A 25597-nucleotide genomic window follows, 5' to 3' on the forward strand; every position below is an offset into this window, starting at 1 on the left:
CATGGATGGGTTTACGGCGTCCCCCTCAACCGGACCCACCCCGCCAACCCACGGAAAGCCAGCCTTTGATGTTGACGTTGCTTCTGCAGGTGCAGGGCGCAGCCCTGCAATAAAACACCCCTTTACCTCAGCTGGCTGTCCTTGCTGCCACGCCGGTTGTACCCGGCATGCGCCTGGTCTTCGTCATCCCGCGCCTGCTGGCACGCAACGCACAGCCGCACGCCAGGCACAGCCTGGCGCCGCGCCAACGGAATGGGCGCGTCGCATTCCTCACAGTGTTCCAGACCGGGCCCCTCGCGCAGCTGGCGCCGCGCGCGGGCGATCGCATCGTCGACGGTGGCGTCAATCTGGTCCTGGACCGCGCCGTCTCCCGCCCAACCGGTGGCCATGGCCATCCTCCGCAGGTGTGTCGCCTGATATGGGGACGATACACCCGCGCACAAAGGAGCAGACCGGTGTTGAACCGAGCCATGCCCGGCTGATCTTCAGCAATCTGAGCAGAACGTGGAGGGCTTCAACCAGGTAGATCGCGACTTAATCCCCTCCGTCCCCTTTTTGCTTACCAGACCAGGTCGTCCGGCACCTGGAACTGCGCGTAGTAGGCGTCGTCCTCGGCGTTGCCGGTGGATATCTCGGCGGTCGAGCCCGGCTGGCCGTGGTCGACGATGATCGCTTCCGGCGCGCGTTCACGCACCTTCTCGGCGGCGACTCGCGGCAGCAGGGCGTAGCCCTCGCCATGGGCGACGATGACCAGCACACCCACCGACAGCGCCTTGCGCAGCTTGGGGTCGATCAGCAGGGTGCGGATCGCCGCGCCATCACTGAAGCGGTACTCGTCATCGCCCTTGTGGGGCACGGCATGGGCCGTGATGATCTGCTTCGCCTGCGCCTTCTGTTCAGCCAGCTTGGCCTGGGCGTTGCGCTCGGCGGCCAGCGCGCGGTCGCGCTCGACCTTCTCGGCGCGGGCCCGTTCAGCCTCGCGCTGCACGTCGGCCGAGGTCGATTCGGCCTTGCCCTGCCGGGCCTTGGCCTGCGCGCTCGCGGCAGCGCTGGCCTGCGACTTCTTGGCCAGGCCGGCCTTGAGCAATTGTTCCTGCAACGCGTTGGGCTTTGCCATGGTCGGTGCGTACCGCGTGTAATCTTGGATGCCCCATTCTACCGACGCCCCGCCGCCCCTGCATGGCAGTCCTGAACTACCTCACCGGCTATCCCGAACCCCTGGTCGCCCAGGTCAGCGAACTGCTGGCGCAGGGCAAGCTCGGCCCCTGGCTGCAGCAGCGCTACCCCGACCCGCACGAGGTGCGCAGCGACCGTCAGCTGTACGACTACACGCAGGAGCTGAAGGACCGCTACCTGCGCAAGTCGGTGCCGCTCAACAAGGTCTGCTACGACAACACGCTGGAAGTGATCAAGCACGCCCTGGGCACCCATACCGCCATTTCCCGCGTGCACGGCGGCCGCCTCAAGGCCAGCCGCGAGATCCGCATCGCCACCGTGTTCCGCCAGGCACCGGCGGCCTTCCTGCGCATGATCGTGGTGCACGAACTGGCCCACCTGAAGGAAGCCGACCACAACAAGGCCTTCTACCAGCTGTGCCAGCACATGGAGCCGGATTACCTGCAGCTGGAGTTCGATACCCGCCTGTACCTGACCGAGCTGGCCAACCGCGGCCAGCGCTGACCGGCCGCAGCGGCTACACTGCGCGCCCCCTGCCTGACCTTTCCGCCATGGAACCGATCCGTCTCGACAAACGCCTGTCCGCCCTGCTCGGCATCCCGCGCGGCGAAGCGCGACGTTACATCGAAGGCGGCTGGGTCACGGTCAATGGCGAGGTGGTGGAACAGCCGCAGCGCCCGGTCGATGACAGCGCCGAGATTGTCGTGGCCGAGCAGGCCAGCGATGAAAAGGCCGAGCGGGTCAGCATGCTGCTGCACAAGCCGGCCGGCGTTGCCGCGGAGACCCTGTGCGCGCTGGTCAGCAGTGACAGCCGCAGCGAACTCGATGCCAGCGACATCCGCCCGCTGCAGCGGCATTTCCACGGCCTGCAGCTGGCCGCATCGCTGCCTGCGGCCGATAGCGGGCTGGTCGTGGTCAGCCAGGATCCGGCCACGTTGGCGCATCTGCAGCGCAATCTGGGCCGCACTGAGCAGGAATACCTGATCGAAGTGGCCGAGGGCGGCCCAGAGCGCGGGCCTTGGTTGATGGCGCGCTTGCAGCAGGAGGCCGGCGGCGGCAAGGTCAGCTGGCAGAGCGAACAGCGGCTGCGGTTCGCCGGCAAGGGGCTCACCGCCAAGGGCCTGCGTGCAGCGGTGACAACCGCCGGGCTGCAGGTGACAGCGGTGCGCCGTCTGCGCATTGGCCGCGTGGCGCTGGGGCCGCTGCCGCCGGGCCAGTGGCGCTACCTGGGCAGCGACGAGCGGTTCTGAGGCCCATCCACGCAGGGTGTGATATTGCCTGGAGCAGCCATCCACGCATGTGTGGATCTACTGCAATGGGTCGGCTGGCTTTCATCCGCGCATGGCGTGGATCTACCATCGGGGCATGAGCCTGCCCAAGCCCCTGTGGCGACGCCTGCTGCGCATCGCTGCAATCCTCCTCGCCGCGCTGTTGCTGCTGGTCCTGTCCGGGCTGCTGCTGGCCGACCATCTCACGCCACAGGCGCAGGGCGCGCCCTCGCAGGTACTGCCACTGCAGCCGGCGCAGACCCGTATCGACCAGGAAATCGTGCCGCTGCAGGACGCCCACCCCGGGCAGTCCGGCGTGGCGTTCCTCAGTGATGGCATGGATGCCTTCGCCGCACGCGCGATGATCACCACGCACGCAGGCCGCAGCCTGGACCTGCAGTACTACATCTGGCACGACGACCTGATCGGCCACCTGATGGCCAAGGCGCTGTATGACGCCGCCGAGCGCGGCGTGCGCGTGCGCATCCTGCTCGATGACATGAATGCCAAGGACAAGGACGCGCTGATGATGGCGCTCGATGCGCATCCGAACATCGAGATCCGCTTGTACAACCCCTTCCGCAACCGGACCGGCATCCTGCGCATGGTGGAGATGGTGCAACGCTTCTTCAGCGTGAACCATCGCATGCACAACAAGAGCTGGATTGCCGACGGCCGGGTCGCGATCGTCGGTGGCCGCAACATCGGCGAGGAGTACTTCAGCGCACGCACCGATGTGAATTTCCAGGACCTGGATCTGCTGGTCGCCGGCCCCGCCGTGGAGCAGGCCAACCGTATCTTCGACGACTACTGGAACAGCGAAGCTGCCATTCCGGTATCGGCGCTTGCCTTCCATACCGATGCACAGCTGCGCCTGCTGGTCCGCGAATCGGATCATGAGGCGCAGCGGGACGTGGCCCGGCCCTACCTTGCGCGCGTGGCCGAATCGCGCAAGCGGCAGCGACCGAGCCCCGAGCCGCTGCACTGGAGCGGTGCAGTGCGCATCGTGTCAGACCCGCCGATGAAGCACCGCAAGGACGATCGCGCTGCCTGGCTGGTGTCGACCCTCATCAGCGAGCTGCAGGCCGCCAGGCACAAGGCCCTGTTGATCTCGCCCTACTTCGTTCCCGGCAACGAGGGCCTGGATGGCTTTTCGGCCATGGCCGGGCGGGGCGTGCAGGTCGGCGTGGTCACCAACTCACTGGCCGCCAATGACGTCGCCGCCGTACACGGTGGCTACATGGGCTACCGCGTGCCATTGCTCGAAGCCGGCGTCCACCTTTACGAACTGAAGGCACAAGGGCAGTCCGGCGATGCCGGCGTGTTCGGCAGCAGCGGCGCGAGTCTGCATACCAAGGCGTTCCTGGTCGACGACTGCCGCGGTTTTGTTGGTTCGTTCAACCTCGACCCGCGCTCGGCCTATCTGAACACCGAGATGGGCGTGCTGTTCGACGATCCGGTGCTGGGCGCACAGCTGCGGGACGAGTACCTGCGCTTGGCTGATCCCAGGCACAGCTGGTGGCTGGCGCTGGACGATCGTCGTCGGTTGCGCTGGCTGGAGCGCGAGCCACCACCGCACTGGGTGGAGGCCGAGCCGGGGGCAACGGCGCGCAAGCGCTGGATGTCGCGAGTGATCAGCTGGCTGCCGGTGGAATCGCAACTGTAGCGCTCAGGTCGCTGGATTGGCCTCGTCCTGTCCGGCCTCATCCAGCGCTTCCACGCTGCGCCCATGAAGGCGCCGCCAGATCCAGCGCAATGCATGCGGCGGTGCCGCAGGCAACTGCTCCAGCAGGGCCAGCATGCGGCTCTGGCTGGCATGCCCATGCCGGCACAACAGGCTGGCCGCTGCGGCCGCGCTGGCCAGGCGCAGGCTGTCGGCCAGCGGGCCCTCGGCCTCCGGCAACAGCGCCTGGTGCACTGGCTCGGGCAGCTCCCAGGCAGCCGCCACCCGTTGCGCCAGCGGCAACGACCACTGCTGAAGCAGCTGCAGGGCCAGCGCCGGCTCCACGGTTTCACCGCGTGCCTGGGCTTCCTGCAGCAGCTGGCGCATCACCAGCGCAGACCCCAGGCCCTGCACCAGGCCCAGCCACTGCGCGGCGAAGGCATCACCGAAGGTGACCGTGCGTGCGTGGTCTGCAGCCGCGCGCGAGGCCAGCAGTGCGTGCTCCCAGATGATCGTGCTGAACTGCGGAAACACCTCGCACTGCACCTGCATCACCGGCTGCACCAGCACTGCGCTGATGATCTGGCGCACCCCCTCGGTGCCGACGAGGGTCACCGCACGCTGCAGGCTTTCCACCGGGCGCTCGTGCACCTTGTACGCCGGGCTGTTGGCGATGCGCAGCAGGTTGCCGGTCAGCACCGGGTCCTGGCCGATGATCGCGGCCATCACCCGCGCGGAGGCGGCATCGTCGTTGACGGTCTGGATCAGCTGCGGCAGCAGTTGCGGGCGACGCGGCAGCTGCCGGGTGGCCCAGTCGCGGTCCTGCAGCGCACGTGCCACCGCGTCCCCCAACGCCGGATCCTGTACCGGCGTCGGCTCACCGGCCAGTCTTGGGTACAGCGCCAACGCGTGCAGGCCGCGTTGCAGATGTGCAGCGATCTCCGCAGACGGCAGAGCTTCACCCTGCAGGCTCGCAGCCGCTGCCGCCACTGCCTGTCGCGATACAGCCGCCAAGCGGGACGGCGCGGCCCCGGTCGAGCGCGCCAGCCAGCCGCGCAGCGATCGCCACCAGGCCGCCGTCATCGCCGCCCGCCCTGTCGTTGTGGTGCCCGTGCCGTCACTGACTGCCCTGCCTCTTCACACGAATCCGGCCACCCGCCGTCGTCGCAGCATCGGCCGCACTTTCATCTTCTTTAACCGGAAGGCCGCCGATGTCGACGGCAGCGGCCGGGGGAATGGACTAGAATGGCGCCGCGCGACCCGTCCCCCTGCACCGACGACGTCGCTTTTTTTGTTTTTGGGACCCTACCGTTCACTGGCCGTTCGCTGCAGTTCGCCGCTGTTCGCGCCATCGGAGACGCCATGCTATTCGAAACCCTCGCCACCACCGGCCACGAACAGGTGGTGTTCTGCCACAACCACGATGCCGGCCTGCAGGCGATCATCGCCATCCACAACACCACCCTGGGCCCGGCCCTGGGCGGCGTGCGCATGCGCCCCTATGCCAGCACCGACGAGGCGCTGGCCGACGTGCTGCGGCTGAGCCGGACGATGACCTACAAGAATGCGCTGGCCGGCCTCAACGTGGGCGGCGGCAAGGCGGTGATCATCGGCGACCCGAAGGTGGACAAGACCGAGGTGCTGTTCCGCGCCTTCGGCCGTTATGTCGACTCGCTGGGTGGGCGCTACATCACCGCCGAAGACGTGGGCACCGACGTCAACGACATGGAGAACATCTACCTGGAGAGCCAGTTCGTGACCGGCGTGCACCAGGTCCATGGCGGCTCCGGCGATCCAGCCCCGTTCACCGCCTACGGTGCGCTGCAGGCACTGATGGCATCGATGCGCTTCAAGTTCGGCCATGAGGAAGTGGGCAAGACCAGCATCGCCGTGCAGGGCCTGGGCCACATCGGCATGGAACTGGTGAAGCTGCTGCGCGACCGCGGCGCCAAGCTCTACGTCACCGACCTGGACAGCGCGCTGGTTGATCGCGCGGTCAGCGATTTCGGCGCCGAAGCGGTCAAGCCGGACGAGATCCACGAGGTAAACGCCGACGTGTTCGCGCCGTGCGCGCTGGAAGGTGCGATCAACGCCGACACCCTGCCGCGGATCAAGGCGAAGATCATCTGTGGCACCGCCAACAACCAGCTGTCGAGCCTGGAGATCGGCGACGAACTGCATGCGCGCGGCATCCTGTATGCGCCGGACTATGCGGTCAACGCCGGTGGCGTGATGAACGTGTCGCTGGAGATCGATGGCTACAACCGCGAACGCGCGATGCGCCTGATCCGCAGCATCTACCACAACCTCACCCGCATCTTCGAACTGTCGCAGCGCGAGAACATCGCGCCGCAGCGTGCCGCCGACCGCATCGCCGAAAGCCGCATCCTGTCGATCGGCAAGCTGAAGATGCCGCTGGGCCGCAGCACCCCGCGCCTGGGCAACCTGCGCGGCGGCTGAGCCTGCCGATGTCGCGCCGGGACCATCGACCCGGCGCCACCGATCACTCAGAACCCGGTGCTGTAGCGCAACGCCGCCTGGCGTGCGCCCTCGCCTCCCACGCGCTGGTCGAAGCCCAGGCTCAGGCGGCCAGTGCGGCCCCACCACGACTCCAGCGCCACGCCGAACAGCGCACTGCCGTGCGGCGCGTTCCAGCCCGCCAGCGGCGCCCAGGCATCGACGCCGACGAAGCTGGCCTGCCAGTCCGCATCCGCACCATCAAGTCGTTGCTGCCATTCGGCATGCCCACGCAGCGTCCAACGCCCCCAGCCACGCTCGCCGCGGATACCGGCCAGCATCTGGCTGCGCTGCACGCGATTGGCTTCACCCCGCAGGCCGAAGCCGAAACCGCCCAGCTCATTGAAGGCATCGGTATCCACACGCGTGGTGCTGGCGCCCAGATACGGCGTCAACGACGCCCCGGCGCGACCGAAGCGATAGCCGCCTTCGACGCTGGCACTGCTGAAGCGGCCGCCGTAGCGCGCAGACACGCCGTACGCGCCGGCGCCCAGCAGCAGCTGGCGGTCCAACGCGCGGGTGAACTGGCCACTTCCGACCTGGGCCAGTGCGTAGCCACGCCCCAGGTTCCAGCCGGCGTACAGCTGCGCCTGCGCCTGACGATCACGTCCGCGGTCACCACCGAAGCTGCTGCCACCGTTGCTGCGGGTCTCGCCAAAGGCCACACCCATCAGGCCGTTGCTGCCCAACGGCAGGTCCTGGCCCGCCATCCAGCCGCGGCTCTCGGCAGCGTTGCCGGCAAAGCTGCCCTGACCGGCCTCGCCCAGCGCGCTCTGCCAGGTACCGCGCAGGCGCGGTGCGGCCTGCACACGATCGAAGCGTTCGGCAATCGCACGTCGTGACATGTCGATGCTGTCGAAGGTGGCCGCTTCAGCACGCGCATGCGCTTGACCGGACAGGCTCTGCAGGCTGGCGGCCAGACCGTCATTGCCACCGCCGGTCCATTGCAGGGCGCCGGCCGCTGCACCAAAGGCCGATCCCTGCAAGCCTGCGTTTTTGTCGAGCGCCGCGAATGCACCCTCCAGACGCTGCGCAGCGGCCTGCGCGGACGCCCCCAGGCCGCTGGCCGCGGCGGTGACGCTGACCTGGGTCAGGTTCAACCAGGCGTTGTTGCTGTCGTAGCCATAGCTGCTCTGCAGCAGCGACAGGCCCTGCAGGCCAGTGGACGTAGCGGCTGTGCTGAAGGTGCCACTCAACCCAGCGGCCGCGTGAATGAGGTCCTGTCGGGTGCCGCTCTGCGGCACGTAGCCGGAAACGAAGCCGTGCACGCGCACACCGCCGTCGATCGCAGCATTTCCGGTGACCTGCAGCGCATTGGCGCCGAGCGCGATCATCAACTGGCCACCGGCCTGCTGGGTGTAGTTGCCCTCGATGGTGCCGGTGGTGCTGCCGGTGGTGAGGAACACGCTGCTGCCGTTGACCACATTGCCGATCACGCGGGGCATGCCACCGTTGAACTGCAGGCCGGTCGAATCCGGATCGGGCTGGCCGAGGATGGTCACGTTGGAACGGATCACGCCACCGTTCTGCAGCGACAGGATGCCGCGTTCGATGCGGGTGGCACCGGTGTAACTGTTGTTGCCGGCCAGCACCAGGGTGCCCCCGCCCTGCTTGACCAGGCCGCCGCTGCCGACGATATCGTTGCGCCACGCAGAGCCGGTCGAGGCCATGTCCACGTTGGCGACCACATCACCCCAGTCGAAGCGCCCCGGACCGTTGATCGCACGACCGATGTCGAGCAGGCCATAGCCGAACACCGGATCCACGCCCGGGGCGCCGATGTCCTTGGCGGTACCCAGCAGGGTCTGCCGGACCAGATCGTTGCCGAAGTACGGGAAGCGCTGCCAGACCAGGGCCGCCGCACCCGAAACCAGTGGCGCAGCGAAAGACGTGCCGTAGTTCCAGTAGTAGCTGCCACCATTGGCATCCGGGTAGACCGCGCTGCCCGGCGCCGCCAGGCAGTAGCGGGCCGCCTGCCCGCAGGCATTGGCATAGCCGGCCAGTGCGCCGGGCGTATACGGATCCACCGCTGTGGCCACCAGCCAGCCACGCTCCAGATCGGCTGCAGGCAGTGAACCGGCCACGCCCTTCTGGCTGGGCAACGCAGCCAGGCTGCTCGGCTCGCTGCGCCCATCATTGCCGGCGGCGAACACCACCAGGCCACCGTGATTGATCACGAACGGCCGGTATTCGGCAGCCACCTGCGCGGTGGTCGGCAGGTCGGTCCAGTACAGGCCGCCCCACGAGTTGTTCATCACCTTCACGTTGTAGTTGATCAGGTCCTGGTGGACCTGGGCCACGCCCAGCGGGCCGCTGAAGGCATTGCCGCGACCACTGCCGTCATCGGTCGGCGGCTTGTCGGAAATGATCCGTGCCGACACGATCTGCGCGCCCGGTGCGATGCCGCCCGGCCAGGACCCTACTGCCGCACCGGCGGCAAGGCTGGCGACGGCCGTGCCATGCCCGACCACGTCGTCGACAGCCAGGTTGTTTTTGGCCGGGTCGATGTAATTGAGGTTGGCGACCACCCGCCCGTTCAAGGCCACCGCATTGCGCTGCACGCCCGAATCGACGATGCCGATGCGTACGCCCTGCCCGGTCAGGCCGGCAGCCTGTGCGGCACGCGCGTTGGTGACTGACAGATGCGCATCGAAGGCCGGCTCCTGCGGCTTGGCCGGCGGCGGCGTGGTGGGAGGCGGCGTGGTCGGTGGCACAGGCGTGGTCGGCGGCGGATCGACACGCACATTGCTGCCGCCCCCGCCTCCGCCGCCGCAGGCGGTCAGCGCCACGGCCAGCGCGGTTCCCAGGGCAGACCTCACCATCATCGTGCGTTCCATCGATTCCTTCCCATGTACGTTGTCCTGCCTTCATCCCGGCAGGCGTGCGGCCGCGCTCAGCGGCGGCCCTCCCCGACCCTCTATACTTGGGCCGACCCCCACGCAGTCTGCCGGGAAACCCGGGCACATCCAACGGCCCCCGGTCTCCTTTCCGAACATTGCTTACGCATCAACGAGATTGCCATGTCCAACATCGTCATCGCCGCCGCCAAGCGCACCGCCATCGGCTCCTTCCTCGGCCAGTTCAATGGCGTGCCGACCCCCACCCTTGGCGCGGCCGCCATCGCCGCCGCCCTGGAGCAGTCGGGTGTCCCGGCCAGCGACGTTTCTGAAGTCCTGATGGGCTGCGTGCTGCCGGCCAACCTCGGCCAGGCGCCGGCCCGCCAGGCGGCGATCGCCGCCGGCATCCCGCTGTCGACCGGTGCCACCACGCTGAACAAGGTGTGCGGCTCGGGCATGAAGACCATCATGCTTGGCCATGATCTGATCAAGGCCGGTTCGGCCCGCATCGTGGTTGCCGGCGGCATGGAATCGATGTCCAACGCCCCGCACATGCTGCCGAACTCGCGTACCGGCAACCGCTTCGGCAACTTCCAGGCGGTCGACCACATGGCCCACGACGGCCTGGTCAACGCCTACGATGGCAAGGCCATGGGCGAATTCGCCGAATGCGCCGTGGACAAGTACCAGTTCAGCCGCGAAGAGCAGGACGCCTACGCGATCGAATCGGTCAAGCGCGCGCAGGCCGCGCAGGCCAACGGTGCATTCGCCGACGAGATCGTCGCGGTCAAGGTCGCCACCCGCAAGGGTGAGGTCGAGGTCGCTACCGATGAACAGCCCGGCCGATCCGACGTTGCCAAGATCCCGACCCTGCGCCCGGCCTTCAAGAAGGATGGCAGCGTCACCGCCGCCAGTTCCTCCAGCATCTCCGACGGCGCCGCTGCAGTGGTCCTGCTGACCGAGGAAGACGCAGCCGCGCGCGGCATCACCCCGCTGGCCCGCATCGTCGGCCACGCCACCCATTCGCAGGAACCGGAGTGGTTCACCACCGCGCCGATCGGTGCGCTGCACACGCTGCTGGAGAAGACCGGCTGGTCGCTGGACCAGGTCGACCTGTTCGAAATCAACGAAGCCTTCGCCGTGGTGGCGATGGCGCCGATGCGCGAACTGGGCATCCCGCATGACAAGCTCAACGTGAATGGCGGCGCCTGCGCACTGGGCCATCCGATCGGTGCCTCCGGTGCACGCCTGGTGGTGACCTTGGTCAACGCCCTGCGCACGCGCGGTGGCAAGCGCGGCATTGCCACCCTGTGCATCGGCGGTGGCGAAGCAACGGCTATCGCCATCGAATTGATTTAAATGGATTTAACGATGATTTCGCAAAAATGAATGCGGGATCGCTTGACACCCAATCTTGGCTTGTCATCATGTTGTCGGCGCGCAGCATGCGCGTTGCCTAATTCTAACGACGAGGATTTACACAATGAGCATCAACAAGCTGCTGGTCGCGATGTCCCTGGCTCTGGCCCTGGCCGCCTGCTCGAAGCAGGAAGCTGCCCAGGACGCCGCTGCTTCGGCCAACGAAGCCGCCACCGAAGCCCAGGCTGCTGCCGACCAGGCCGCCGCTGCTGGCGCCCAGACCGCCGACGCTGCCCAGCAGGCCGCTGACACCGCCGCCACCGCTGCTGACGCTTCGGTTGACGCTGCTGCCCAGGCTGGCGCTGCTGCCACCGACGCCGCTGCCGGCGCCGCTGCTGACGCTGCCAAGGCTGCTGAAGGCACCGCTGAGAAGGCCAAGGACGCTGCTGAAGAAGCCAAGAAGTAATAACTTCTTTCTTCACGCTGTTCTGGAAAAGCCGCTGGTTCGCCAGCGGCTTTTTCTTTTGTCGAATGCGCGCGACTGAGCCGCTGCATCGCGACTCCCTCTTCACAATGGCATGAATAGGCTGGCGTCCCCATCCATTGCAGTACCGGAGACCGCCATGAAGATTCGTCCGATCACCACCACCCTGCTGGCCGCCTCCCTGCTGCTGGCCCTGGCCGCCTGCAAGGGCCCCGAAGCCGAACAGGCCAAGCAGGACGCACAGCAGGCCGCCGACAGCGCGGGCGCTGCCGCCCGTGACGCCGTGGACAAGGCCGCTGAAGCCACCCGCAACGCTGCCGACAAGACCGCTGCCGCTTCCGAGCAGGCTGCCGCCGATACCCAGCAGGCGCTGGACAAGGCTGCAGACGCCACCGCCAACGCCGCCGACAAGGCCAAGGACGCCGCAACCGACGCTGCCGCACACGCCAGCGATGCGACCGCCAACGCAGCACAGAAGGTCGCCGACAAGGCCCGTGATGTCGCCAATGACGCCAAGGCCAATGCCGCCAAGGAAGAAGCCAAGCACTAAGCCCTACCGGCAGCCGAGCATCGACTCGGCGCTACAGGAAAAGCCGCGGCACTGCCGCGGCTTTTCTGCTTTTCGCTCTCTGCTCTTTCTGTTGATTCCGTGGTGTGCGCCCCCGGAAATTGTCCGCGGCCGCGCGGGTGGGTTGCGCAGGGGTGTCCGCGGCATGGATGCCGCGGCCAAGCCCCCAAGGACGGGTTCACGGCGTCCCCTGCGCAACCCACTCGCGCGGCCACCGCCGATATCAGCGCCCACCACGAGGGGCTCCGCCGTTGGCCGCCCCTACGGCAGCGCGCGCGCCAGCATCGCCGTCAGCTCCAACCCCGCCGGCAGCGTCCCGAACGCCAGCCCATGCTCCCCCTCCAGCCGGCTGCGCACGAACGCCTCCGCCACCGGGCTTCGCGCACGCAACAGCAACGCGGCCTGCAGCAGCAGCGCAGTACGCTCGCAGAACAGCCGCGCCTGCGATTCTTCCGGTGGCGGCGCCGATGCCCAGCGCTGCAATGCCGATGCGTAGCGCGCGTCACGGTCTGCCACCGACGTCAGCTCATCGCGCAACGCCGCCATCGCCTCCGGTTCACGCGCCAGCGCACGCAGCACATCCAGGCACTGGATGTTGCCGCTGCCCTCCCAGATCGAATTCAACGGTGCCTGCCGGTAGAGGCGCGGCAGCATCGACTCCTCCACGTAACCCGCACCGCCCAGGCACTCCTGTGCTTCATTGACGAAGGCCGGCGCGCGCTTGCACAGCCAGTACTTGCCCAATGCCGTGCCCAGCCGCGCCATCGCCGCTTCGTTGGCATCCACACCGGCGCGATCCACCGCGCGTGCGATGCGCATCGCCAACACCGTGGCCGCTTCCGACTCCAGCGCCAGATCAGCCAGCACGTTGGTCATCAGCGGATGCTCGACCAGCAGCTTGCCGAAGGTGCGTCGATGGCGTGCGTGGTGCAGCGCCTGCGCCAGCGCCATGCGCATCTCCGCGGCTGCACCCAGCATGCAGTCCAGGCGGGTCATCATCACCATGCCGATGATGGTGGCCACGCCGCGCCCCTCTTCGCCCACGCGCCATGCCTGTGCGCCACAGAACTCGACCTCGCTGGAGGCGTTGGCCCAATCGCCGAGCTTGTCCTTCAGCCGCATCAAACGGAACGCGTTGCGGTCGCCATCGGCCAGCCGGCGCGGCATCAGCAGGCAGGTCAATCCGCCCGGCGCTTGTGCCAGCACGAGGAAGCCGTCGCACATCGGAGCGGAGAAGAACCACTTGTGGCCCACCAGGCGATAGCGTTCGCCATCGATCGGTTCAGCACGCGTGCTGTTGGCACGCACGTCGGAACCACCCTGCTTCTCGGTCATGCCCATGCCCAGGGTGATGCCGGCCTTGTCCGTCACCGGCACATCGCGCGGGTCATAGACCGGCGCGGCGGCCTTGCGCGCCCACTCGGCCAGATGGGGCTGGGACTGCAGCACCGCCACGGCCGCATGGGTCATGGTCAAGGGGCAACTGGTGCCAGCTTCGGCCTGGTGATGCAGGTAGCTCAACGCCGCACGTGCCACGTGTGCGCCGGACTGTGGCTCGTGCCAGGACAATCCAGCGACACCGTGCGACTTGGCCGTACCCATCAGCTGGTGATAGGCCGGATGGAACTCCACCGTATCGATGCGATGGCCCTGCGCATCATACGTGCGCAGGCGCGGGCGATCACGATTGGCGTCGAAGCCGATCCGGTACAGCTCATCCCCCGCCAGTGCGCCATAGACCGCCAGGCGCGGCGCGAAGCTGCCGGCCCCTTCGCGCTGCACGGCGTCCATCAACGCCACGTCGTCGGTCCACAGTTGTCGCCCTGCAAACGGCGGCGGCTGGTTCAGCACCACATGGGTTTCATACGGCGCATTGCTGCTGAAGCTGGGTCCACTCATCCGGTCCATCCTGGCGCCAAGAAGTCTGCGGCCCGATTGTGCCGCATCGCCTGCCAAGCCCGTGTTCAGGCCGGTTCTCACCCTCTGCACGAGACGCAGGCCACAGTGACCGCATGGCAGACAACGATGATCTGGTGGTGCTGCGCCCGGAGGGGCTGTACTGCGCCGCTGGCGATTTTCATATCGACCCGTGGCGACCGGTAGCGCGCGCGGTCATCACCCATGGTCACGGCGATCATGCGCGCCCGGGCATGGGCGAATACCACTGCAGCGACGGCAGCCTGCCGATCCTGCGCTGGCGCCTGGGTGATGTGCCGGTGCAGGCGCACGTCGAGGGCGTGCCGTTCCGCCTGGGGAAGGTGCAGGTATCGCTGCACCCTGCCGGCCACGTCCTCGGCTCTTCGCAGGTGCGCATCGACGACGGCCGGCAGGTCTGGGTAGCCTCGGGCGACTACAAGCGCCAGCCCGACCCGACCTGCGCGCCGTTCGAAGTGGTGCCCTGCGATACCTTCATCACCGAAGCCACCTTCGCCCTGCCCATCTACCGCTGGCCGGACACGCCGGCAGTGGCGGCCGAGATCGTGGCGTGGCGCCGCGAATGCGAACAACGCGGCGAGGCTGCGATCCTGCTGTGCTACGCGCTCGGCAAGGCACAACGCGTGCTTGCCGAGCTGCTGCCGCTGGACGACCGCCCGGCCTGGCTGCACGGTGCCATCGCCAATGGCGTCGCCGTCTACCGGCAAGCCGGCGTGCCGATGCTGGAGACACTCACCGTGGCCGAGCAGGGCCGCCAGCCTGAGGCCGCCGGCCAGCTGATCCTCGCCCCGCCATCGGCTGCGGGCACGCCCTGGATGCGCCGCTTCGGCCGCCACCAGCTGGGCTTCGCATCCGGCTGGATGCAGTTGCGCGGCAATCGGCGGCGCCGCAATGTCGATCGCGGTTTCGTCATTTCCGATCACGCCGATTGGCCAGCGCTGCTGCAGACCATCGAACAGACGGGTGCGCAGCGGGTGATCGCTACCCATGGCAATACCGATGCGTTGATTCCGTTCCTGCGCGAGCGCGGCGTGGCGGCCGAAGCCTTCCGTACCGATTTCGGGAGCGAGGAATGAAGGCCTTCGCCGCGCTTTACCAGCGCCTGGATCGCAGCACCGCGACGCTGGACAAGCGTGCAGCGCTGGTCGATTACTTCCGCCAGGCAGGTGCACACGACGCGGCATGGGCGCTGTACCTGCTCAGCGGTGGCAAGGTGGGCGGTGCACGCCGCAAGATCGCTGCCAGCGGTGAACTGCGCGCCTGGATTGCCGAGGAATCCGGCTTGCCCCCATGGTTGGTGGAAGACAGCTATGCGCAGGTAGGTGACCTGGCCGAAACGCTGACCCTGCTGCTGGATGATCCATCGCAGCCAGCCGTCGACCGCCCGCTGGCCGAATGGATCGAACAGCATCTGCTGGCGGTGGCCAATCAACCTGAAGAAGTGCGCCGTGCGGCGGTCGTCGCAGGCTGGCAGCAACTGTGCAGCGGCGAACGCCTGGTGTTCAACAAGCTGCTGACCGGTGCCCTGCGCGTAGGCGTTTCGCAGCGGCTGGTGCAGCAGGCGCTGGCCGAATGGTCCGGTCTGGACATCGCACGCATCGCCCAGCGCATGCTCGGCGAGTGGGTACCCTCGCCCGGGCTGCTGGGCCAGCTGCTGTCGCCCGATGAGCTTCCGCTGGACCGCCAGCAACCCTACCCGTTCTTCCTCGCATCGCCACTGGAAGGTGAACCTGCCGAACGGCTCGGCCCGATCGATGACTGGCTGCTGGAATGGAAATGGGATGGCATCCGCCTGCAGCTGCTGCGCCGGCGTGGCGAAGTCGCATTGTGGTCACGCGGCGAAGAGCGGCTGGATGGCCGCTTCCCCGAAATCGAACAAGCGGCGATGGCGCTTCCCGATGGCTGCGTGCTGGACGGCGAGCTGCTGGCCTGGGACGAGGCCACCGGCCTGCCGCGGGCCTTTACCGCGCTGCAGACCCGCATCCAGCGCCGCAAACCCGGTGCAGCCACCCTGCGCAACACGCCGGTGCGCGTGCTCGCCTATGACCTGCTGGAACTCGATGGCGCGGACCTGCGCGAGCTCCCGTTGCAGGAACGGCGCATGCGGCTCACCGCGGTCATCGGTGCCCTGGATGATGCGCGGGTCCAGCTGTCGCCCGATGTTGCCGCCGGCGACTGGCCGCAGGCTGCAGCGATGCGCGAGGTGGCGCGCGAGCGCGGCGTGGAAGGGTTGATGCTGAAGCGGCGTACGTCTCCTTACCAGGCGGGGCGGCGACGCGGCGACTGGTGGAAATGGAAGGTCGATCCACTCACCATCGATGCGGTGCTGCTGTACGCGCAGGCCGGCCACGGGCGACGCAGCACGCTGTACACCGACTACACCTTTGGCGTCTGGGACGGTGACACGCTGGTACCGGTGGCCAAGGCCTACTCGGGCCTGGACGACAAGGAGATCCTGGCACTCGATCGCTGGATCCGCGCCAATACCCGTGAGCGCTTTGGTCCGGTACGCAGCGTGCGCGCCGAACAGGTGTTCGAGCTGGGCTTCGAAGCGGTCAACCGCAGCAGCCGGCACAAGTCCGGCATCGCCGTGCGCTTTCCGCGCATCCTGCGATGGCGCCACGACAAACCGGCCAGTGAAGCCGATCAACTGGCCAGCCTGCAGGCGCTGGCGCGATGACCCGCAGCCAGGCGCTGCGCCGGCTGGAAGACTGGTTTGCCGGTCGTGGCTGGCGTTCCCTGCCGTTCCAGCGCGCAATGTGGCGGCATTACCTTGCCGGTGAATCCGGGTTGCTGCACACGCCCACCGGCAGCGGCAAGACGCTGGCGATGTTTGGCGGCCCGCTGCTGCAGGCCATGATCGACCCAGCGCCTTCGCCCCGCCGCGCCAGTGCGGTGCGCCCGCTGCAGGTGCTATGGGTGACGCCTTTGCGCGCATTGGCAAGCGACACCGCACGCGCACTGCAGGCCGTGGTCGATGGATTGGGGCTGGGATGGCGGGTCGGCCTGCGCAGCGGTGACGCCAGCAGCCGCGAACGACGACAGGCGCGCGAAGGGCGCATCGACGTGCTGGTGACCACGCCGGAATCGCTGGCGCTGCTGTTGAGCTATCCGGATACGCTGCCGCGCATGCGCCAGCTGCGCTGCGTGGTGGTGGACGAATGGCATGAGCTGCTGGGCAACAAGCGCGGTGTCCTGCTGCAGTTGAATCTGGCCGTGCTACGCGATGCCACGCCTGCATTGCAGCTGTGGGGGCTGTCGGCCACGCTGGGCAATCTGGAAGAGGCGCGCGACGTGCTGCTGCCCGGACAGCCCGACGCGCCGATCGTGCAGGGCGTGCGCCCGCGCGCAATCAGCGTGCGCAGCCTGCTGCCTGACCCCGGCGAACGTTTCCCCTGGGCCGGGCATCTGGGCCTGGCGCAGCTGCCTCGCGTGCTGGACGCACTGATGCGGGCACGCAGCAGCCTGCTGTTCACCAACACCCGTGCGCAGGCAGAACTGTGGCATCAGGCACTGGCGGCCGTCTGGCCCGAGGACCAGGACACGCTTGCGCTGCACCACGGCTCGCTGGATCCGGCGCTGCGCCAGCAGGTGGAAGACGGACTGCGCGCGGGCGCGCTGCGCTGCGTGGTGGCCACCTCCAGCCTCGACCTTGGCGTGGACTTCCCCGAGGTTGAACAGGTACTGCAGTTGGGCAGCCCGAAAGGCGTGGCGCGCCTGCGCCAACGCGCCGGACGAGCACGCCACCGCCCGGGTGCCAGCGGCGCAATCCTGTGCGTGCCCAGCCATGCGCTGGAACTGGCCGAGTACGCCGCGGTGCGCCGTGCCTTGGCCGAACGCGTGGTCGAAGCACGCAGGCCACTCACGCTGTCGCTGGATGTGCTGGCCCAGCATGCGGTCAGCCGCGCCCTGGCCGGTGGCTTCGACAGCGATGCGCTACTGGCGCAGGTACGGCGCACCCACGCCTTCGCATCGCTCGGCGACGGTCAATGGCAGGCGGTACTGACCTTCATCGTGCAGGGCGGCCAGGCGCTGGCCCAGTACCCCGATTTCCACAAGGTCGTACGCGATGACGACGGCTGCTACCGCATGCATGATCGCCGCCAGGCACTTCGCCACCGGTTGTCGATCGGCACCATCAGCAGCGATGGCAGCGTGCGCGTGCAGTTCCTGCGCGGTGGTGGCCTGGGCGCCGTGGAGGAGCAGTTCGCCAGCCGGCTGCGCCGTGGCGATCGCTTCCAGTTCGCCGGGCGCCTGCTGGAACTGGTGCAGCTGCGCGACATGACCGCCTTCGTGCGCCTGGCACGAGGGCGCGGTGAGGGTGTCGTGCCGCGATGGCAGGGAGGTCAGTTGCCGCTGTCAACGGCGCTCGGCCGCGAACTGGAGTGGGTCCTGTCCGGTGCCGACGACAGCGCGGAATCACGCTGGCTGGCTCCGCTGTTGGCTCTGCAGGAACAGGTGTCCGCACGCCCCGGGCCGGACCATCTGCTGATTGAAGACGTGCGGCGCCGCGACGGCCAGTTCCTGTTCGTCTATCCGTTTGCCGGCCGCCACGTTCACGAGGCACTGGCCGCGCTGCTGGCGCTGCGGCTCACGCGCCGGCAGCGCAACAGCATCGGCTATGCAGTGAACGACCACGGCCTGGTGCTGGCCCCGGCGCAGACGGTCGATGTGAAGGCGCAGCAGTGGCGGGCGCTGTTCACTGCTGATCAACTGCTCGACGATCTGCGTGCGGCGGTGAACCTGGGCGAGCTGGCGCGACGCCAGTTCCGAGGCATCGCTCGCGTCGCCGGGCTGCTGGTTCCGAGCCTGCCCGGTGGCATGCCGCGTTCGCTGCGCCAGCTGCAGGCCTCGGCGGGCCTGCTGTACGACGTACTGCGCGAGCATGATCCCGACCATCTGCTGCTGGCCCTGGCCGAGCGCGAAGTACTGTACGACAGCCTGGACCTTCCCGGACTGCAGCAGGTACTGGAACGAATCGGCATGCGCTCGCTGTCGGTACAGCGCCCTTCATCACTCACACCACTGGGCTTCCCACTGTGGGCAGAGCGGCTGCGCGGGCAATTCAGCAACGAAGACTGGCGCAGCCGCGTGCAGCGCGCCGCACAACAGCTGGAACGCCGCCATGGCCGATGAACTGCCGCTGCTGCTGGCCGGCGAGCCGTTCATGCTGGTCGGCGCGCGGGCCATGTACTGGCCCGCACGGCAGGCACTGCTGATCGCCGATCTGCACCTGGGCAAGGCCGACGTGTTCCGCCGCGCCGGCATCGCGCTGCCCGCTGGCGGCACCCACACAGACCTGCAGCGCCTGCAGTCAGTGCTTGACGCGCACACCTGCCGCGAACTCTGGATCCTTGGCGACATCCTGCATGGGCCCGCACATCGCGCCGCGTGGTACCAGCAATGGTTGGCATGGCGCGAGCGCAATGCCGCGCTGGACGTGCATGTACTGCGCGGCAATCACGACCGGCAGCTCCCGCATGCGCAGCTGCAGGTCCATATCCACGATGAAGTACGGCTGCAGCCGTTCCTGCTTCGCCATGAGCCGATTCCCGATGCAGCGTTGCACGTGATCGCCGGCCATCTGCATCCGCAGATCGCCTTGCCGCCGTTGCGGCGGCGCTTCCCTGCGTTCTGGCTGCGGGAGCGCATGACGATCCTGCCCGCATTCTCCGCGTTCACCGCTGGAGTCACGCCCGTACCTGCCCACAGCGAGCGGATGATCGCCTGTGTGGAGGATGGCCTGGTGGAACTGCCCGTGCGGTGAATCAGGCTGGGCGGACGCTCAGCGCCGGCATCAGCCGGAAATCGGGCGTGTCATCGTCACGCCGCCACGGCAGGGCCTGGATGGCCACCAGCATTTCCTGCGCACAGGCCCGGATGCGTGCGTGATGCTCGGGCGATGCATGGCTGATCAGGCTGCCGACATGGAATTCGAATACGTCCTCCAGTACGTCGGGCTGGTCCTCGTGCAGCATCTGCAGCAGTCCGCGCAGCTTGCAGATTTCCGATTCCAGCTCCTCGACCGCGAACAACATGGCGTCCTCCTCTTCAACATCAGCGGCGCGTCCGGGCCGCAGCAGGCCGCAACGGCAGCGCCACCCGGGCCACGCGCGATATTGATCACGGAAAGGAAAACGGGCGACGCGGCTGTCGCGTGCTCCCCTCTTCTCGCACATCTGCGGTGAGGCAACCGTTAATTCACGTGACGGCAAGCCTCACGCGCCGGCAGTTGCGGCGATGATGCGGGGCGGTTCGGCGGCCGTTGCCAACGCGTCGATGAAGGCCGGATCCAGTGCCAGCGAGCCGAACCAGCCATGCTGCGTGCCACTGAGAACGCGCAGCATGTGGCCACGACCACCAGGCAGGCGCCCCATCGGCCCGAGCAGTACATCACGCGCCTTTGCCCAGGCATCGCGGTCAGACTGGAACAGCGGTGTCAGCCAACGACTCCAGCGCTGGTAAACCGCCACATGCGCGCGTCGCTGCGCCTGGTAGGCCTGCAGTGCCACCGCACCGCCGCCATGGCTGCGCACGGCATCGCGCAGCGCCAGTGCATCGAGCAGCGCCATGTTCACCCCCTGCCCCAGCTGCGGGCTCATCGCGTGCGCGGCATCTCCGGCCAGTACCATGCGACCCTGATGCCAACGCGTCATCACTGCATCGCGATAGATCGCGCGCGCCATCTGGCCGGGGGCGCGCAGATGGGCGAAGCGCGCAGCGGCCTGCGGCCACAGCGTGTGCAGTTCCTCCAACCAGGCGGGCATGCCATCGCTCTGCCAACGCTCGAAGTCGGCACGTGGCAGGCTCCAGAAGAAGCTCAGGCGCGGCGTGTCATCACCGGGCCGCGTACCGACCGGCAGCAGGCCGATCATCTTGCGCGCAGCCACATAACGTTGGCGCAGCTCCCGCACGTGTGGCCAGTCCTCGGCCGGCAGCAGGCACCACAACGCCCCCCACGGATACACACGGTCCAGCCCGGCACCGCCTGCGATGGTGCCGCGCAGCGTTGATGCAGCGCCATCGGCGACCACCACCAGATCGAACCGGCCGTGCATGCGCCCTTGGCTGTCGCGCAGGCGGCCCTGCTCGGCATCCACTGCGGCAATGGTGACGCCGGCATGCAGCTGGCCCGCCCCCGCACGCGCTTCGTCCAGCAGCGAGAACAAGGCCCCGCGCTGCATGCCAAGGCCGTGCAGGCGCGCATCCAGGCCGTCGTAGCGCATGTCCATCACTGCGCGTTCGCACGGCGTATCGCCATACAGGCGGTGCACCGGCGCGGCATGCGCGCGCACTGCATCAAGCAGGCCCATCTGCCACAGCACCTGCAGGCCGCTGGGTTGCAGCAGGAAGCCGGCGCCAACCGGTCCCGGCGTGGGCACGCGTTCGAAAATCTCCACCTCGTGGCCGTCACGGGTGAGCAGGATGGACACTGCCTGTCCAGCGGTGCCGTAGCCGATCACGGCAATGCGCAGTCGTTCCGTCATTGCCGCATTGTGCCCGAGCAGGGTTGCGATGGAGAAGGGAGTCCGCGCACGGCATCCACGCATGGCGTGGATCTGCTGCCCCCCCAAAAAAAACCCCGCCGAAGCGGGGTTTTCAACGCACTGTCGAGTCGATCACTCGGCCGGCGTGATGTTCGAAGCCTGGGCACCCTTGGGGCCCTGGGTCACGTCATAGGTGACACGCTGGCCTTCCTGCAGGCTGCGGAAGCCCTTGGAGTTGATGGCGGAGAAGTGCGCGAACACGTCGGCGCTGCCATCCTCCGGCGAGATGAAGCCAAATCCCTTGGCGTCGTTGAACCACTTGACGGTACCGTTCGGCATGGTGATGCGAGACCTTATGCAATGAATGGGTGGTGTACGCTGAACCCGCGCACAAGCTGAGTATGCAAAGCTTGCACGGGGAAGACAATCACCCCCGCGCCAATTCGCCCACCAGTTCCGGAAGTCCGTTGCTTGCCGCCTGCACGTTGGCCAGCACTTCGGCCATCGTAATCTCCTCGCCATCACCACACCCGGCAGCCCAGTTGGCGATGATCGCCAGGCAGGCATAATCCAGCCCCAGCTCGCGTGCCAGCGCGGCTTCCGGCATGCCGGTCATGCCCACCAGGTCGCAGCCGTCGCGGCGCATCCGGGCGATTTCAGCGATGGTTTCCAGGCGCGGCCCTTGCGTTGCGCCGTAGCAGCCCCCGTCATGGACCGTGACGCCGGTCACTTTGGCCGCGGCCAGGATCTTGCTGCGCAGCATCGGCGTGTACGGATGGCCGAAATCGACGTGGACCACGTCGGTGCCTTCTTCTTCACAGATCGTACTGATCCGGCCCCAGGTGTAATCGATGATCTGGTCCGGGCAAGCCAGAACGCGCGGACCGAAGTTCTCGGTGATGCCACCGACCGTGTTCAACGCCAGCACGCGCTGCGCGCCCAGCTGCTGCAGCGCGGCGAGGTTGGCGCGGTAGTTGATCTTGTGCGGCGGCAGCGAATGCCCCTCGCCGTGCCGCGCCAGGAATGCCACGCGATGGCCGAGCAGCGTACCGACGCGCACCGGGCCGGACGGGCGGCCGAAGCGGGTGTCGACCTCGTGGGTCTGCACGTCGTCAAGCTTGGCCAGGTTGTAGACACCGGTACCGCCGATCACGGCCAGGGCGATCTGTTGCATTCGAAGCACTCCATGAAAAGACGAACGCCGGCACCCTAGGATGCCGGCGATGGAAGAAGACGCGCCGCAGGCGGCTGCGCCGTTATTCCTTCATTGCGTAGATGGCCGGCACGCAGCGCAGGGTTTCGTTGACGTCCATGCCGAAGCCGAACACGTAGCGGTCCGGCAGTTCGATGCCGGCATAGTCGGCAGTCACGTCCGGCAGTGCGCGATCGTGCTTCTTCACCGTCATCGCGGCAATGCGCACGTCGGTCGCGCCCTGTTCCAGGCACCAGGTGCGCACGCCCTGCAGGGTGTAGCCCTCGTCCAGAATGTCGTCGACCAGCAGCACGCGGCGGCCGAACAGCGAGGTGGCCGGCTTGTGCTTCCAGACCAGGTCGCCGCCGGTGGTTTCGCCACGGTAGCGGGTGGCGTGCAGGTAATCGAACTGCACGTCCTGGCCGCGCGCGCCCAGTTCCAGTGCCAGCTGGCCGGCGAACGGCAGCGCACCGTGCATGATGGACAGGAACAGCGGCACCTCGCCCTTGTAATCGCGCGCGATGGCGTCGGCGATACCAGCGATGGCCTTGTCGATGGTGGGGCGGTCGACCAGCAGGTCAGCCTGGGCCAGGGCCTGGGAAATGGTGAGGTTGGGCATCAGACGGTTCTTCCAAGGGTTTCAAGCAGACGGGATTGGGTGTCGCCATGGCGGGCATCGGCCAGCAGGCCGTCCCAGCCAAGCGCGCCGCGGCCGAGCAGGCCCAGCAGCGCAGCAGTATTGAGGGAACGCCCCTGCACTGCGTGCAGGGCTTCATCGACCAGTTCCGGGTGGCAGACCAGCACCACGTCGCAGCCGGCATCCAGATGCGCGTGCACGCGTGCCGGCACGCCACCGGCGCTGTGCGAGGCGGCCATGCCGATGTCATCGGAGAACACCACGCCGCGGAAGCCGAGCTCGCCGCGCAGGATGTCCTGGATCCAGCGCGGCGAATAGCCGGCCGGTTCAGGCGCAATCTGCGGGTAGATCACGTGCGCCATCATCACGGCATCGGCACCGGCGGCGATGCCGGCCTGGAATGGCACCAGGTCCTGCGCGCGCAGCTCGTCCAGCGCGCGCGGATCGATCGCGGTATCCACGTGGGTGTCTTCCAGCACGGTGCCGTGGCCGGGGAAATGCTTGAGCGTGGCGGCCATGCCGACAGCATGCATGCCACGCACATAGGCGGCGGTGAACGCGGCCACCACCTGCGGGTCTTCACTGAAGGCGCGGTTGCCGATGGCGCGGTTGCCGCGACCCAGGTCGACCACCGGCGCGAAGCTGAGATCCAGGCCGCTGGCACGCACTTCGCTGGCCATCAGCCAGGCGTGCTGCTCGGCCAGGGCCAGTGCCTGCTGCGGATCGGTGGCATACAGCGCCCCGATGTCCTGCAACGGCGGCAGCTCGCTGTAGCCCTCGCGGAAACGCTGCACGCGGCCGCCTTCCTGGTCCACGCAGATCAGCTGCGGGCGCGGCGCGGCAGCGCGGATCGCTGCGCTCAGATCGGTCACCTGCTGGCGCGAGGCGAAGTTGCGCTTGAACAGCACCACCCCGGCCACGGCATCGTGCTGCAGCCAGTCGCGCTCCTGGGCGGTGAGTTCGGTGCCGGCAACGCCGATCAGCAGCATGGTCGATCTCCACAACGCGCGCCCGCATGGCGCAGTGCCGCATTGTCGCAGAACCGGCCGGCAGGCGCAGTGGTCAGGAAAAAGGGGACGGAGGGGATTAAGCCGCAATAGGCCCCTACGGGCTGGATACGTCTTGATTCCCTCCGTCCCCTTTTCGGGGCCGGTCAGACCTTGCAGCCGTCCGGGCCGCAGGCCTCGTCTCCGTCAGCCGACGCTGCCGGGGCGCCCTGTTCGGCCGCGATCTGGCGCAGGGCGTTGGCGAAGGCCTCTGGGGGCTGTGCCCCGGAAATGGCCCACTTTCCATCGATGACGAAGGTCGGCACCGAGGAAATGCCCAGCGCATGCGCCTCCGCCAGCTTGGCTTCGACCTCGGCCAGGCCGCGGTCGGAGGCCAGCATCTGCGCGATTTCGCCGCCGTCCAGGCCGCCCGCCACACCGGCCTCGATCAGCACCGTACTGTCCGCCAGGTTCTGGCCATGCTCGAAGTGGGCGCGGAACAGCGCTTCGCCGACCGCATCCTGCACGCCGTGCTGGCCGGCCAGCCACAGCACCCGGTGCGCCGGCAGCGTGGTCACCCGCACCTGGCCCCGGCCGAAGTCCATCGGCAGGCCTTCCGCACGCGCCGTGGTCTGGGTCTGGCCGAGAATCTGCTCGGTGCGCTCGACGCCGCCGAACTTGCGTACGTAGGCCTCGCGCAGCGGCACCGGGGTGGCGTCCGCATCCGGGTCCAGCTGGAACGGCTGCCAATGGATGTCGAGTTCAGGCGCGTCCGCGCCCAGCAACTGCACACCCTGCTGGAAACGATGCTTGCCGATCCAGCACCAGGGGCAGACCACGTCGGAGTAGATGTCGATTCTCATCCCCCCGACATGGGGGCCGCGCCCCTCGATAAAAGGGGACGGAGGGGATTAAGTCGTTTTCAGCACAGGCGGGGTAAAGACGACTTAATCCCCTCCGTCCCCTTTTTGGGGGCTCACCACTCTGAATACGGATGACTGGCCAGGGCAACGTTGTAGTAGCGGGCGTCATCAGTGACTTCGGCGCCGACCCAGTCCGGCAGGTCAATGACCTGGTCGGCGCTGTCGAGCTCGACCTCGGCCACGACCAGGCCGGCGTTGTCGCCGAGGAACTCGTCCACTTCCCACGTCAGGCCGGCGTGTTCGACCAGGTGGCGGCGCTTGTCGATCAGGCCACCCACGCACAACGCCAGCAGCGCGCGTGCGTCCTCCACCGGAATCGGGTAATCGAATTCCTGCCGGGTGTGGCCGATGGTGCGCGACTTCAGGTTCAGCGCGGCGTGGTCGCCCTCGATGCGCACGCGCACCGAGGCGTTCTGGGTGCCGCGATCCAGCGCGCCCATGTCGTTGATATAGCCCTGCGCCATCGGGATCACCCGGTGCGCGACGGTGCGCCAGCCATCACTGCTGACGAGGAATTTGCGTTCGATTTCGATGCCCATCGCGCCATTATGCGCGATGGGCATGA

24 protein-coding genes are annotated in these 25597 nt (G+C 67.7%); 11 read left to right on the forward strand and 13 right to left on the reverse strand.

Annotation, left to right across the window (positions count from 1 at the left end):
• Positions 1 to 122 precede the first annotated feature (122 nt).
• Both R1H25_RS17165 and R1H25_RS17170 read right to left on the reverse strand, forming a co-directional pair.
• Entirely contained in the window at positions 123 to 389 is a 267-nt protein-coding gene (locus R1H25_RS17165) for a DksA/TraR family C4-type zinc finger protein (RefSeq protein ID WP_014647974.1), read from the reverse strand.
• Between the two features lie 170 nt (positions 390 to 559).
• Entirely contained in the window at positions 560 to 1117 is a 558-nt protein-coding gene (locus R1H25_RS17170) for a DUF2058 domain-containing protein (RefSeq protein WP_049443888.1), read from the reverse strand.
• 62 nt (positions 1118 to 1179) lie between these two features.
• Between R1H25_RS17170 and R1H25_RS17175 the strand changes: the two genes are divergently transcribed.
• The 3 genes from R1H25_RS17175 to R1H25_RS17185 all read left to right on the forward strand — a co-directional run bounded on the left by R1H25_RS17175 (position 1180) and on the right by R1H25_RS17185 (position 4110).
• Entirely contained in the window at positions 1180 to 1680 is a 501-nt protein-coding gene (locus R1H25_RS17175; RefSeq protein WP_317224175.1) for a M48 family metallopeptidase, read from the forward strand.
• A gap of 47 nt (positions 1681 to 1727) precedes the next feature.
• Entirely contained in the window at positions 1728 to 2426 is a 699-nt protein-coding gene (locus R1H25_RS17180) for an RNA pseudouridine synthase (RefSeq protein ID WP_057499283.1), read from the forward strand.
• 91 nt (positions 2427 to 2517) lie between these two features.
• On the forward strand, positions 2518 to 4110 hold the full coding sequence (locus R1H25_RS17185) for a phospholipase D family protein (RefSeq protein WP_317224176.1): 1593 nt from the start codon (positions 2518 to 2520) through the stop codon (positions 4108 to 4110).
• A gap of 3 nt (positions 4111 to 4113) precedes the next feature.
• Here R1H25_RS17185 and R1H25_RS17190 read toward each other — a convergent pair whose 3' ends face one another.
• Positions 4114 to 5190, reverse strand: coding sequence for an HDOD domain-containing protein (locus R1H25_RS17190; RefSeq protein WP_317224177.1), 1077 nt, complete (start codon positions 5188 to 5190; stop codon positions 4114 to 4116).
• A 279-nt stretch (positions 5191 to 5469) separates the two neighbouring features.
• Here R1H25_RS17190 and R1H25_RS17195 point away from each other — a divergent pair, with 279 nt between their 5' ends.
• A complete protein-coding gene (locus R1H25_RS17195) occupies positions 5470 to 6567 on the forward strand; it encodes a Glu/Leu/Phe/Val dehydrogenase dimerization domain-containing protein (RefSeq protein WP_049448108.1) in 1098 nt (365 codons plus the stop codon).
• Positions 6568 to 6614: 47 nt separating this feature from the next.
• Here the strand turns inward: R1H25_RS17195 and R1H25_RS17200 are convergent, their stop codons facing one another.
• Positions 6615 to 9461 carry a S8 family serine peptidase gene (locus tag R1H25_RS17200; RefSeq protein ID WP_317224178.1) on the reverse strand — a complete coding sequence of 949 codons (2847 nt, stop codon included), beginning with the start codon at positions 9459 to 9461 and terminating at the stop codon, positions 6615 to 6617.
• A 183-nt stretch (positions 9462 to 9644) separates the two neighbouring features.
• On the opposite strand from R1H25_RS17200, the gene R1H25_RS17205 reads away from it, so the two are divergent.
• From R1H25_RS17205 to R1H25_RS17215, 3 genes are all read left to right on the forward strand, one after another.
• The gene (locus tag R1H25_RS17205; protein ID WP_317224179.1) at positions 9645 to 10820 is read left to right on the forward strand and encodes a thiolase family protein; all 1176 of its coding nucleotides are present in this window, start codon (positions 9645 to 9647) and stop codon (positions 10818 to 10820) included.
• A 124-nt stretch (positions 10821 to 10944) separates the two neighbouring features.
• On the forward strand, positions 10945 to 11286 hold the full coding sequence (locus R1H25_RS17210; protein ID WP_004153024.1) for a hypothetical protein: 342 nt from the start codon (positions 10945 to 10947) through the stop codon (positions 11284 to 11286).
• A 157-nt stretch (positions 11287 to 11443) separates the two neighbouring features.
• The gene (locus tag R1H25_RS17215) at positions 11444 to 11854 is read left to right on the forward strand and encodes a hypothetical protein (protein ID WP_010482846.1); all 411 of its coding nucleotides are present in this window, start codon (positions 11444 to 11446) and stop codon (positions 11852 to 11854) included.
• A 279-nt stretch (positions 11855 to 12133) separates the two neighbouring features.
• Here R1H25_RS17215 and R1H25_RS17220 read toward each other — a convergent pair whose 3' ends face one another.
• Positions 12134 to 13771 (reverse strand): acyl-CoA dehydrogenase family protein, encoded by a 1638-nt coding sequence (locus R1H25_RS17220; RefSeq protein WP_317224180.1) that lies wholly within the window; start codon positions 13769 to 13771, stop codon positions 12134 to 12136.
• Positions 13772 to 13884: 113 nt separating this feature from the next.
• Between R1H25_RS17220 and R1H25_RS17225 the strand changes: the two genes are divergently transcribed.
• Genes R1H25_RS17225 through pdeM form a run of 4 tightly spaced genes read left to right on the forward strand, consistent with a single transcriptional unit; the run spans position 13885 to position 19574 of the window.
• On the forward strand, positions 13885 to 14883 hold the full coding sequence (locus R1H25_RS17225; RefSeq protein WP_317224181.1) for a ligase-associated DNA damage response exonuclease: 999 nt from the start codon (positions 13885 to 13887) through the stop codon (positions 14881 to 14883).
• Positions 14880 to 16487, forward strand: coding sequence for an ATP-dependent DNA ligase (locus tag R1H25_RS17230; RefSeq protein ID WP_057499275.1), 1608 nt, complete (start codon positions 14880 to 14882; stop codon positions 16485 to 16487). Before R1H25_RS17225 ends, R1H25_RS17230 begins: the two co-directional genes overlap by 4 nt.
• Positions 16484 to 18943, forward strand: coding sequence for a ligase-associated DNA damage response DEXH box helicase (locus R1H25_RS17235; protein WP_317224182.1), 2460 nt, complete (start codon positions 16484 to 16486; stop codon positions 18941 to 18943). The genes R1H25_RS17230 and R1H25_RS17235 overlap by 4 nt, the downstream gene beginning before the upstream one ends.
• The gene (gene pdeM, locus R1H25_RS17240; RefSeq protein ID WP_317224183.1) at positions 18933 to 19574 is read left to right on the forward strand and encodes a ligase-associated DNA damage response endonuclease PdeM; all 642 of its coding nucleotides are present in this window, start codon (positions 18933 to 18935) and stop codon (positions 19572 to 19574) included. Before R1H25_RS17235 ends, pdeM begins: the two co-directional genes overlap by 11 nt.
• Position 19575: 1 nt before the next feature.
• Here pdeM and R1H25_RS17245 read toward each other — a convergent pair whose 3' ends face one another.
• From R1H25_RS17245 to R1H25_RS17280, 8 genes are all read right to left on the reverse strand, one after another.
• The gene (locus R1H25_RS17245) at positions 19576 to 19845 is read right to left on the reverse strand and encodes a hypothetical protein (protein ID WP_049445172.1); all 270 of its coding nucleotides are present in this window, start codon (positions 19843 to 19845) and stop codon (positions 19576 to 19578) included.
• A gap of 180 nt (positions 19846 to 20025) precedes the next feature.
• On the reverse strand, positions 20026 to 21294 hold the full coding sequence (locus R1H25_RS17250; RefSeq protein WP_317224184.1) for an NAD(P)/FAD-dependent oxidoreductase: 1269 nt from the start codon (positions 21292 to 21294) through the stop codon (positions 20026 to 20028).
• Between the two features lie 132 nt (positions 21295 to 21426).
• Positions 21427 to 21633, reverse strand: coding sequence for a cold-shock protein (locus R1H25_RS17255; RefSeq protein ID WP_005410590.1), 207 nt, complete (start codon positions 21631 to 21633; stop codon positions 21427 to 21429).
• An 88-nt stretch (positions 21634 to 21721) separates the two neighbouring features.
• Complete coding sequence (locus R1H25_RS17260) at positions 21722 to 22468, reverse strand: S-methyl-5'-thioinosine phosphorylase (RefSeq protein ID WP_005410591.1); 747 nt, start codon at positions 22466 to 22468, stop codon at positions 21722 to 21724.
• Between the two features lie 82 nt (positions 22469 to 22550).
• Positions 22551 to 23105 carry a hypoxanthine-guanine phosphoribosyltransferase gene (locus R1H25_RS17265; protein ID WP_005410592.1) on the reverse strand — a complete coding sequence of 185 codons (555 nt, stop codon included), beginning with the start codon at positions 23103 to 23105 and terminating at the stop codon, positions 22551 to 22553.
• Positions 23105 to 24112 carry a beta-N-acetylhexosaminidase gene (nagZ, locus tag R1H25_RS17270; protein WP_049444916.1) on the reverse strand — a complete coding sequence of 336 codons (1008 nt, stop codon included), beginning with the start codon at positions 24110 to 24112 and terminating at the stop codon, positions 23105 to 23107. Before nagZ ends, R1H25_RS17265 begins: the two co-directional genes overlap by 1 nt.
• A 164-nt stretch (positions 24113 to 24276) precedes the next feature.
• Entirely contained in the window at positions 24277 to 24972 is a 696-nt protein-coding gene (locus tag R1H25_RS17275) for a DsbA family oxidoreductase (protein ID WP_317224185.1), read from the reverse strand.
• A gap of 113 nt (positions 24973 to 25085) precedes the next feature.
• Positions 25086 to 25571: a CYTH domain-containing protein gene (locus R1H25_RS17280; protein ID WP_049444912.1), complete on the reverse strand. Its 486-nt coding sequence runs from the start codon at positions 25569 to 25571 to the stop codon at positions 25086 to 25088.
• Between the last annotated feature and the right edge of the window lie 26 nt (positions 25572 to 25597).

Source organism: Stenotrophomonas veracruzanensis (assembly GCF_032911525.1).
Classification (GTDB): domain Bacteria; phylum Pseudomonadota; class Gammaproteobacteria; order Xanthomonadales; family Xanthomonadaceae; genus Stenotrophomonas; species Stenotrophomonas africana.

Excerpts from the sequence above, each read along its gene's own strand:
- R1H25_RS17165 (WP_014647974.1), bottom strand. The coding sequence starts at position 389 with ATGGCCACCGGTTGGGCGGGAGACGGCGCGGTCCAGGACCAGATTGAC.
- R1H25_RS17170 (WP_049443888.1), bottom strand. The coding sequence starts at position 1,117 with ATGGCAAAGCCCAACGCGTTGCAGGAACAATTGCTCAAGGCCGGCCTG.
- R1H25_RS17175 (WP_317224175.1), top strand. The coding sequence starts at position 1,180 with ATGGCAGTCCTGAACTACCTCACCGGCTATCCCGAACCCCTGGTCGCC.
- R1H25_RS17180 (WP_057499283.1), top strand. The coding sequence starts at position 1,728 with ATGGAACCGATCCGTCTCGACAAACGCCTGTCCGCCCTGCTCGGCATC.
- R1H25_RS17185 (WP_317224176.1), top strand. The coding sequence starts at position 2,518 with ATGGCGTGGATCTACCATCGGGGCATGAGCCTGCCCAAGCCCCTGTGG.
- R1H25_RS17190 (WP_317224177.1), bottom strand. The coding sequence starts at position 5,190 with ATGACGGCGGCCTGGTGGCGATCGCTGCGCGGCTGGCTGGCGCGCTCG.
- R1H25_RS17195 (WP_049448108.1), top strand. The coding sequence starts at position 5,470 with ATGCTATTCGAAACCCTCGCCACCACCGGCCACGAACAGGTGGTGTTC.
- R1H25_RS17200 (WP_317224178.1), bottom strand. The coding sequence starts at position 9,461 with ATGGAACGCACGATGATGGTGAGGTCTGCCCTGGGAACCGCGCTGGCC.
- R1H25_RS17205 (WP_317224179.1), top strand. The coding sequence starts at position 9,645 with ATGTCCAACATCGTCATCGCCGCCGCCAAGCGCACCGCCATCGGCTCC.
- R1H25_RS17210 (WP_004153024.1), top strand. The coding sequence starts at position 10,945 with ATGAGCATCAACAAGCTGCTGGTCGCGATGTCCCTGGCTCTGGCCCTG.
- R1H25_RS17215 (WP_010482846.1), top strand. The coding sequence starts at position 11,444 with ATGAAGATTCGTCCGATCACCACCACCCTGCTGGCCGCCTCCCTGCTG.
- R1H25_RS17220 (WP_317224180.1), bottom strand. The coding sequence starts at position 13,771 with ATGAGTGGACCCAGCTTCAGCAGCAATGCGCCGTATGAAACCCATGTG.
- R1H25_RS17225 (WP_317224181.1), top strand. The coding sequence starts at position 13,885 with ATGGCAGACAACGATGATCTGGTGGTGCTGCGCCCGGAGGGGCTGTAC.
- R1H25_RS17230 (WP_057499275.1), top strand. The coding sequence starts at position 14,880 with ATGAAGGCCTTCGCCGCGCTTTACCAGCGCCTGGATCGCAGCACCGCG.
- R1H25_RS17235 (WP_317224182.1), top strand. The coding sequence starts at position 16,484 with ATGACCCGCAGCCAGGCGCTGCGCCGGCTGGAAGACTGGTTTGCCGGT.
- pdeM (WP_317224183.1), top strand. The coding sequence starts at position 18,933 with ATGGCCGATGAACTGCCGCTGCTGCTGGCCGGCGAGCCGTTCATGCTG.
- R1H25_RS17245 (WP_049445172.1), bottom strand. The coding sequence starts at position 19,845 with ATGTTGTTCGCGGTCGAGGAGCTGGAATCGGAAATCTGCAAGCTGCGC.
- R1H25_RS17250 (WP_317224184.1), bottom strand. The coding sequence starts at position 21,294 with ATGACGGAACGACTGCGCATTGCCGTGATCGGCTACGGCACCGCTGGA.
- R1H25_RS17255 (WP_005410590.1), bottom strand. The coding sequence starts at position 21,633 with ATGCCGAACGGTACCGTCAAGTGGTTCAACGACGCCAAGGGATTTGGC.
- R1H25_RS17260 (WP_005410591.1), bottom strand. The coding sequence starts at position 22,468 with ATGCAACAGATCGCCCTGGCCGTGATCGGCGGTACCGGTGTCTACAAC.
- R1H25_RS17265 (WP_005410592.1), bottom strand. The coding sequence starts at position 23,105 with ATGCCCAACCTCACCATTTCCCAGGCCCTGGCCCAGGCTGACCTGCTG.
- nagZ (WP_049444916.1), bottom strand. The coding sequence starts at position 24,112 with ATGCTGCTGATCGGCGTTGCCGGCACCGAACTCACCGCCCAGGAGCGC.
- R1H25_RS17275 (WP_317224185.1), bottom strand. The coding sequence starts at position 24,972 with ATGAGAATCGACATCTACTCCGACGTGGTCTGCCCCTGGTGCTGGATC.
- R1H25_RS17280 (WP_049444912.1), bottom strand. The coding sequence starts at position 25,571 with ATGGGCATCGAAATCGAACGCAAATTCCTCGTCAGCAGTGATGGCTGG.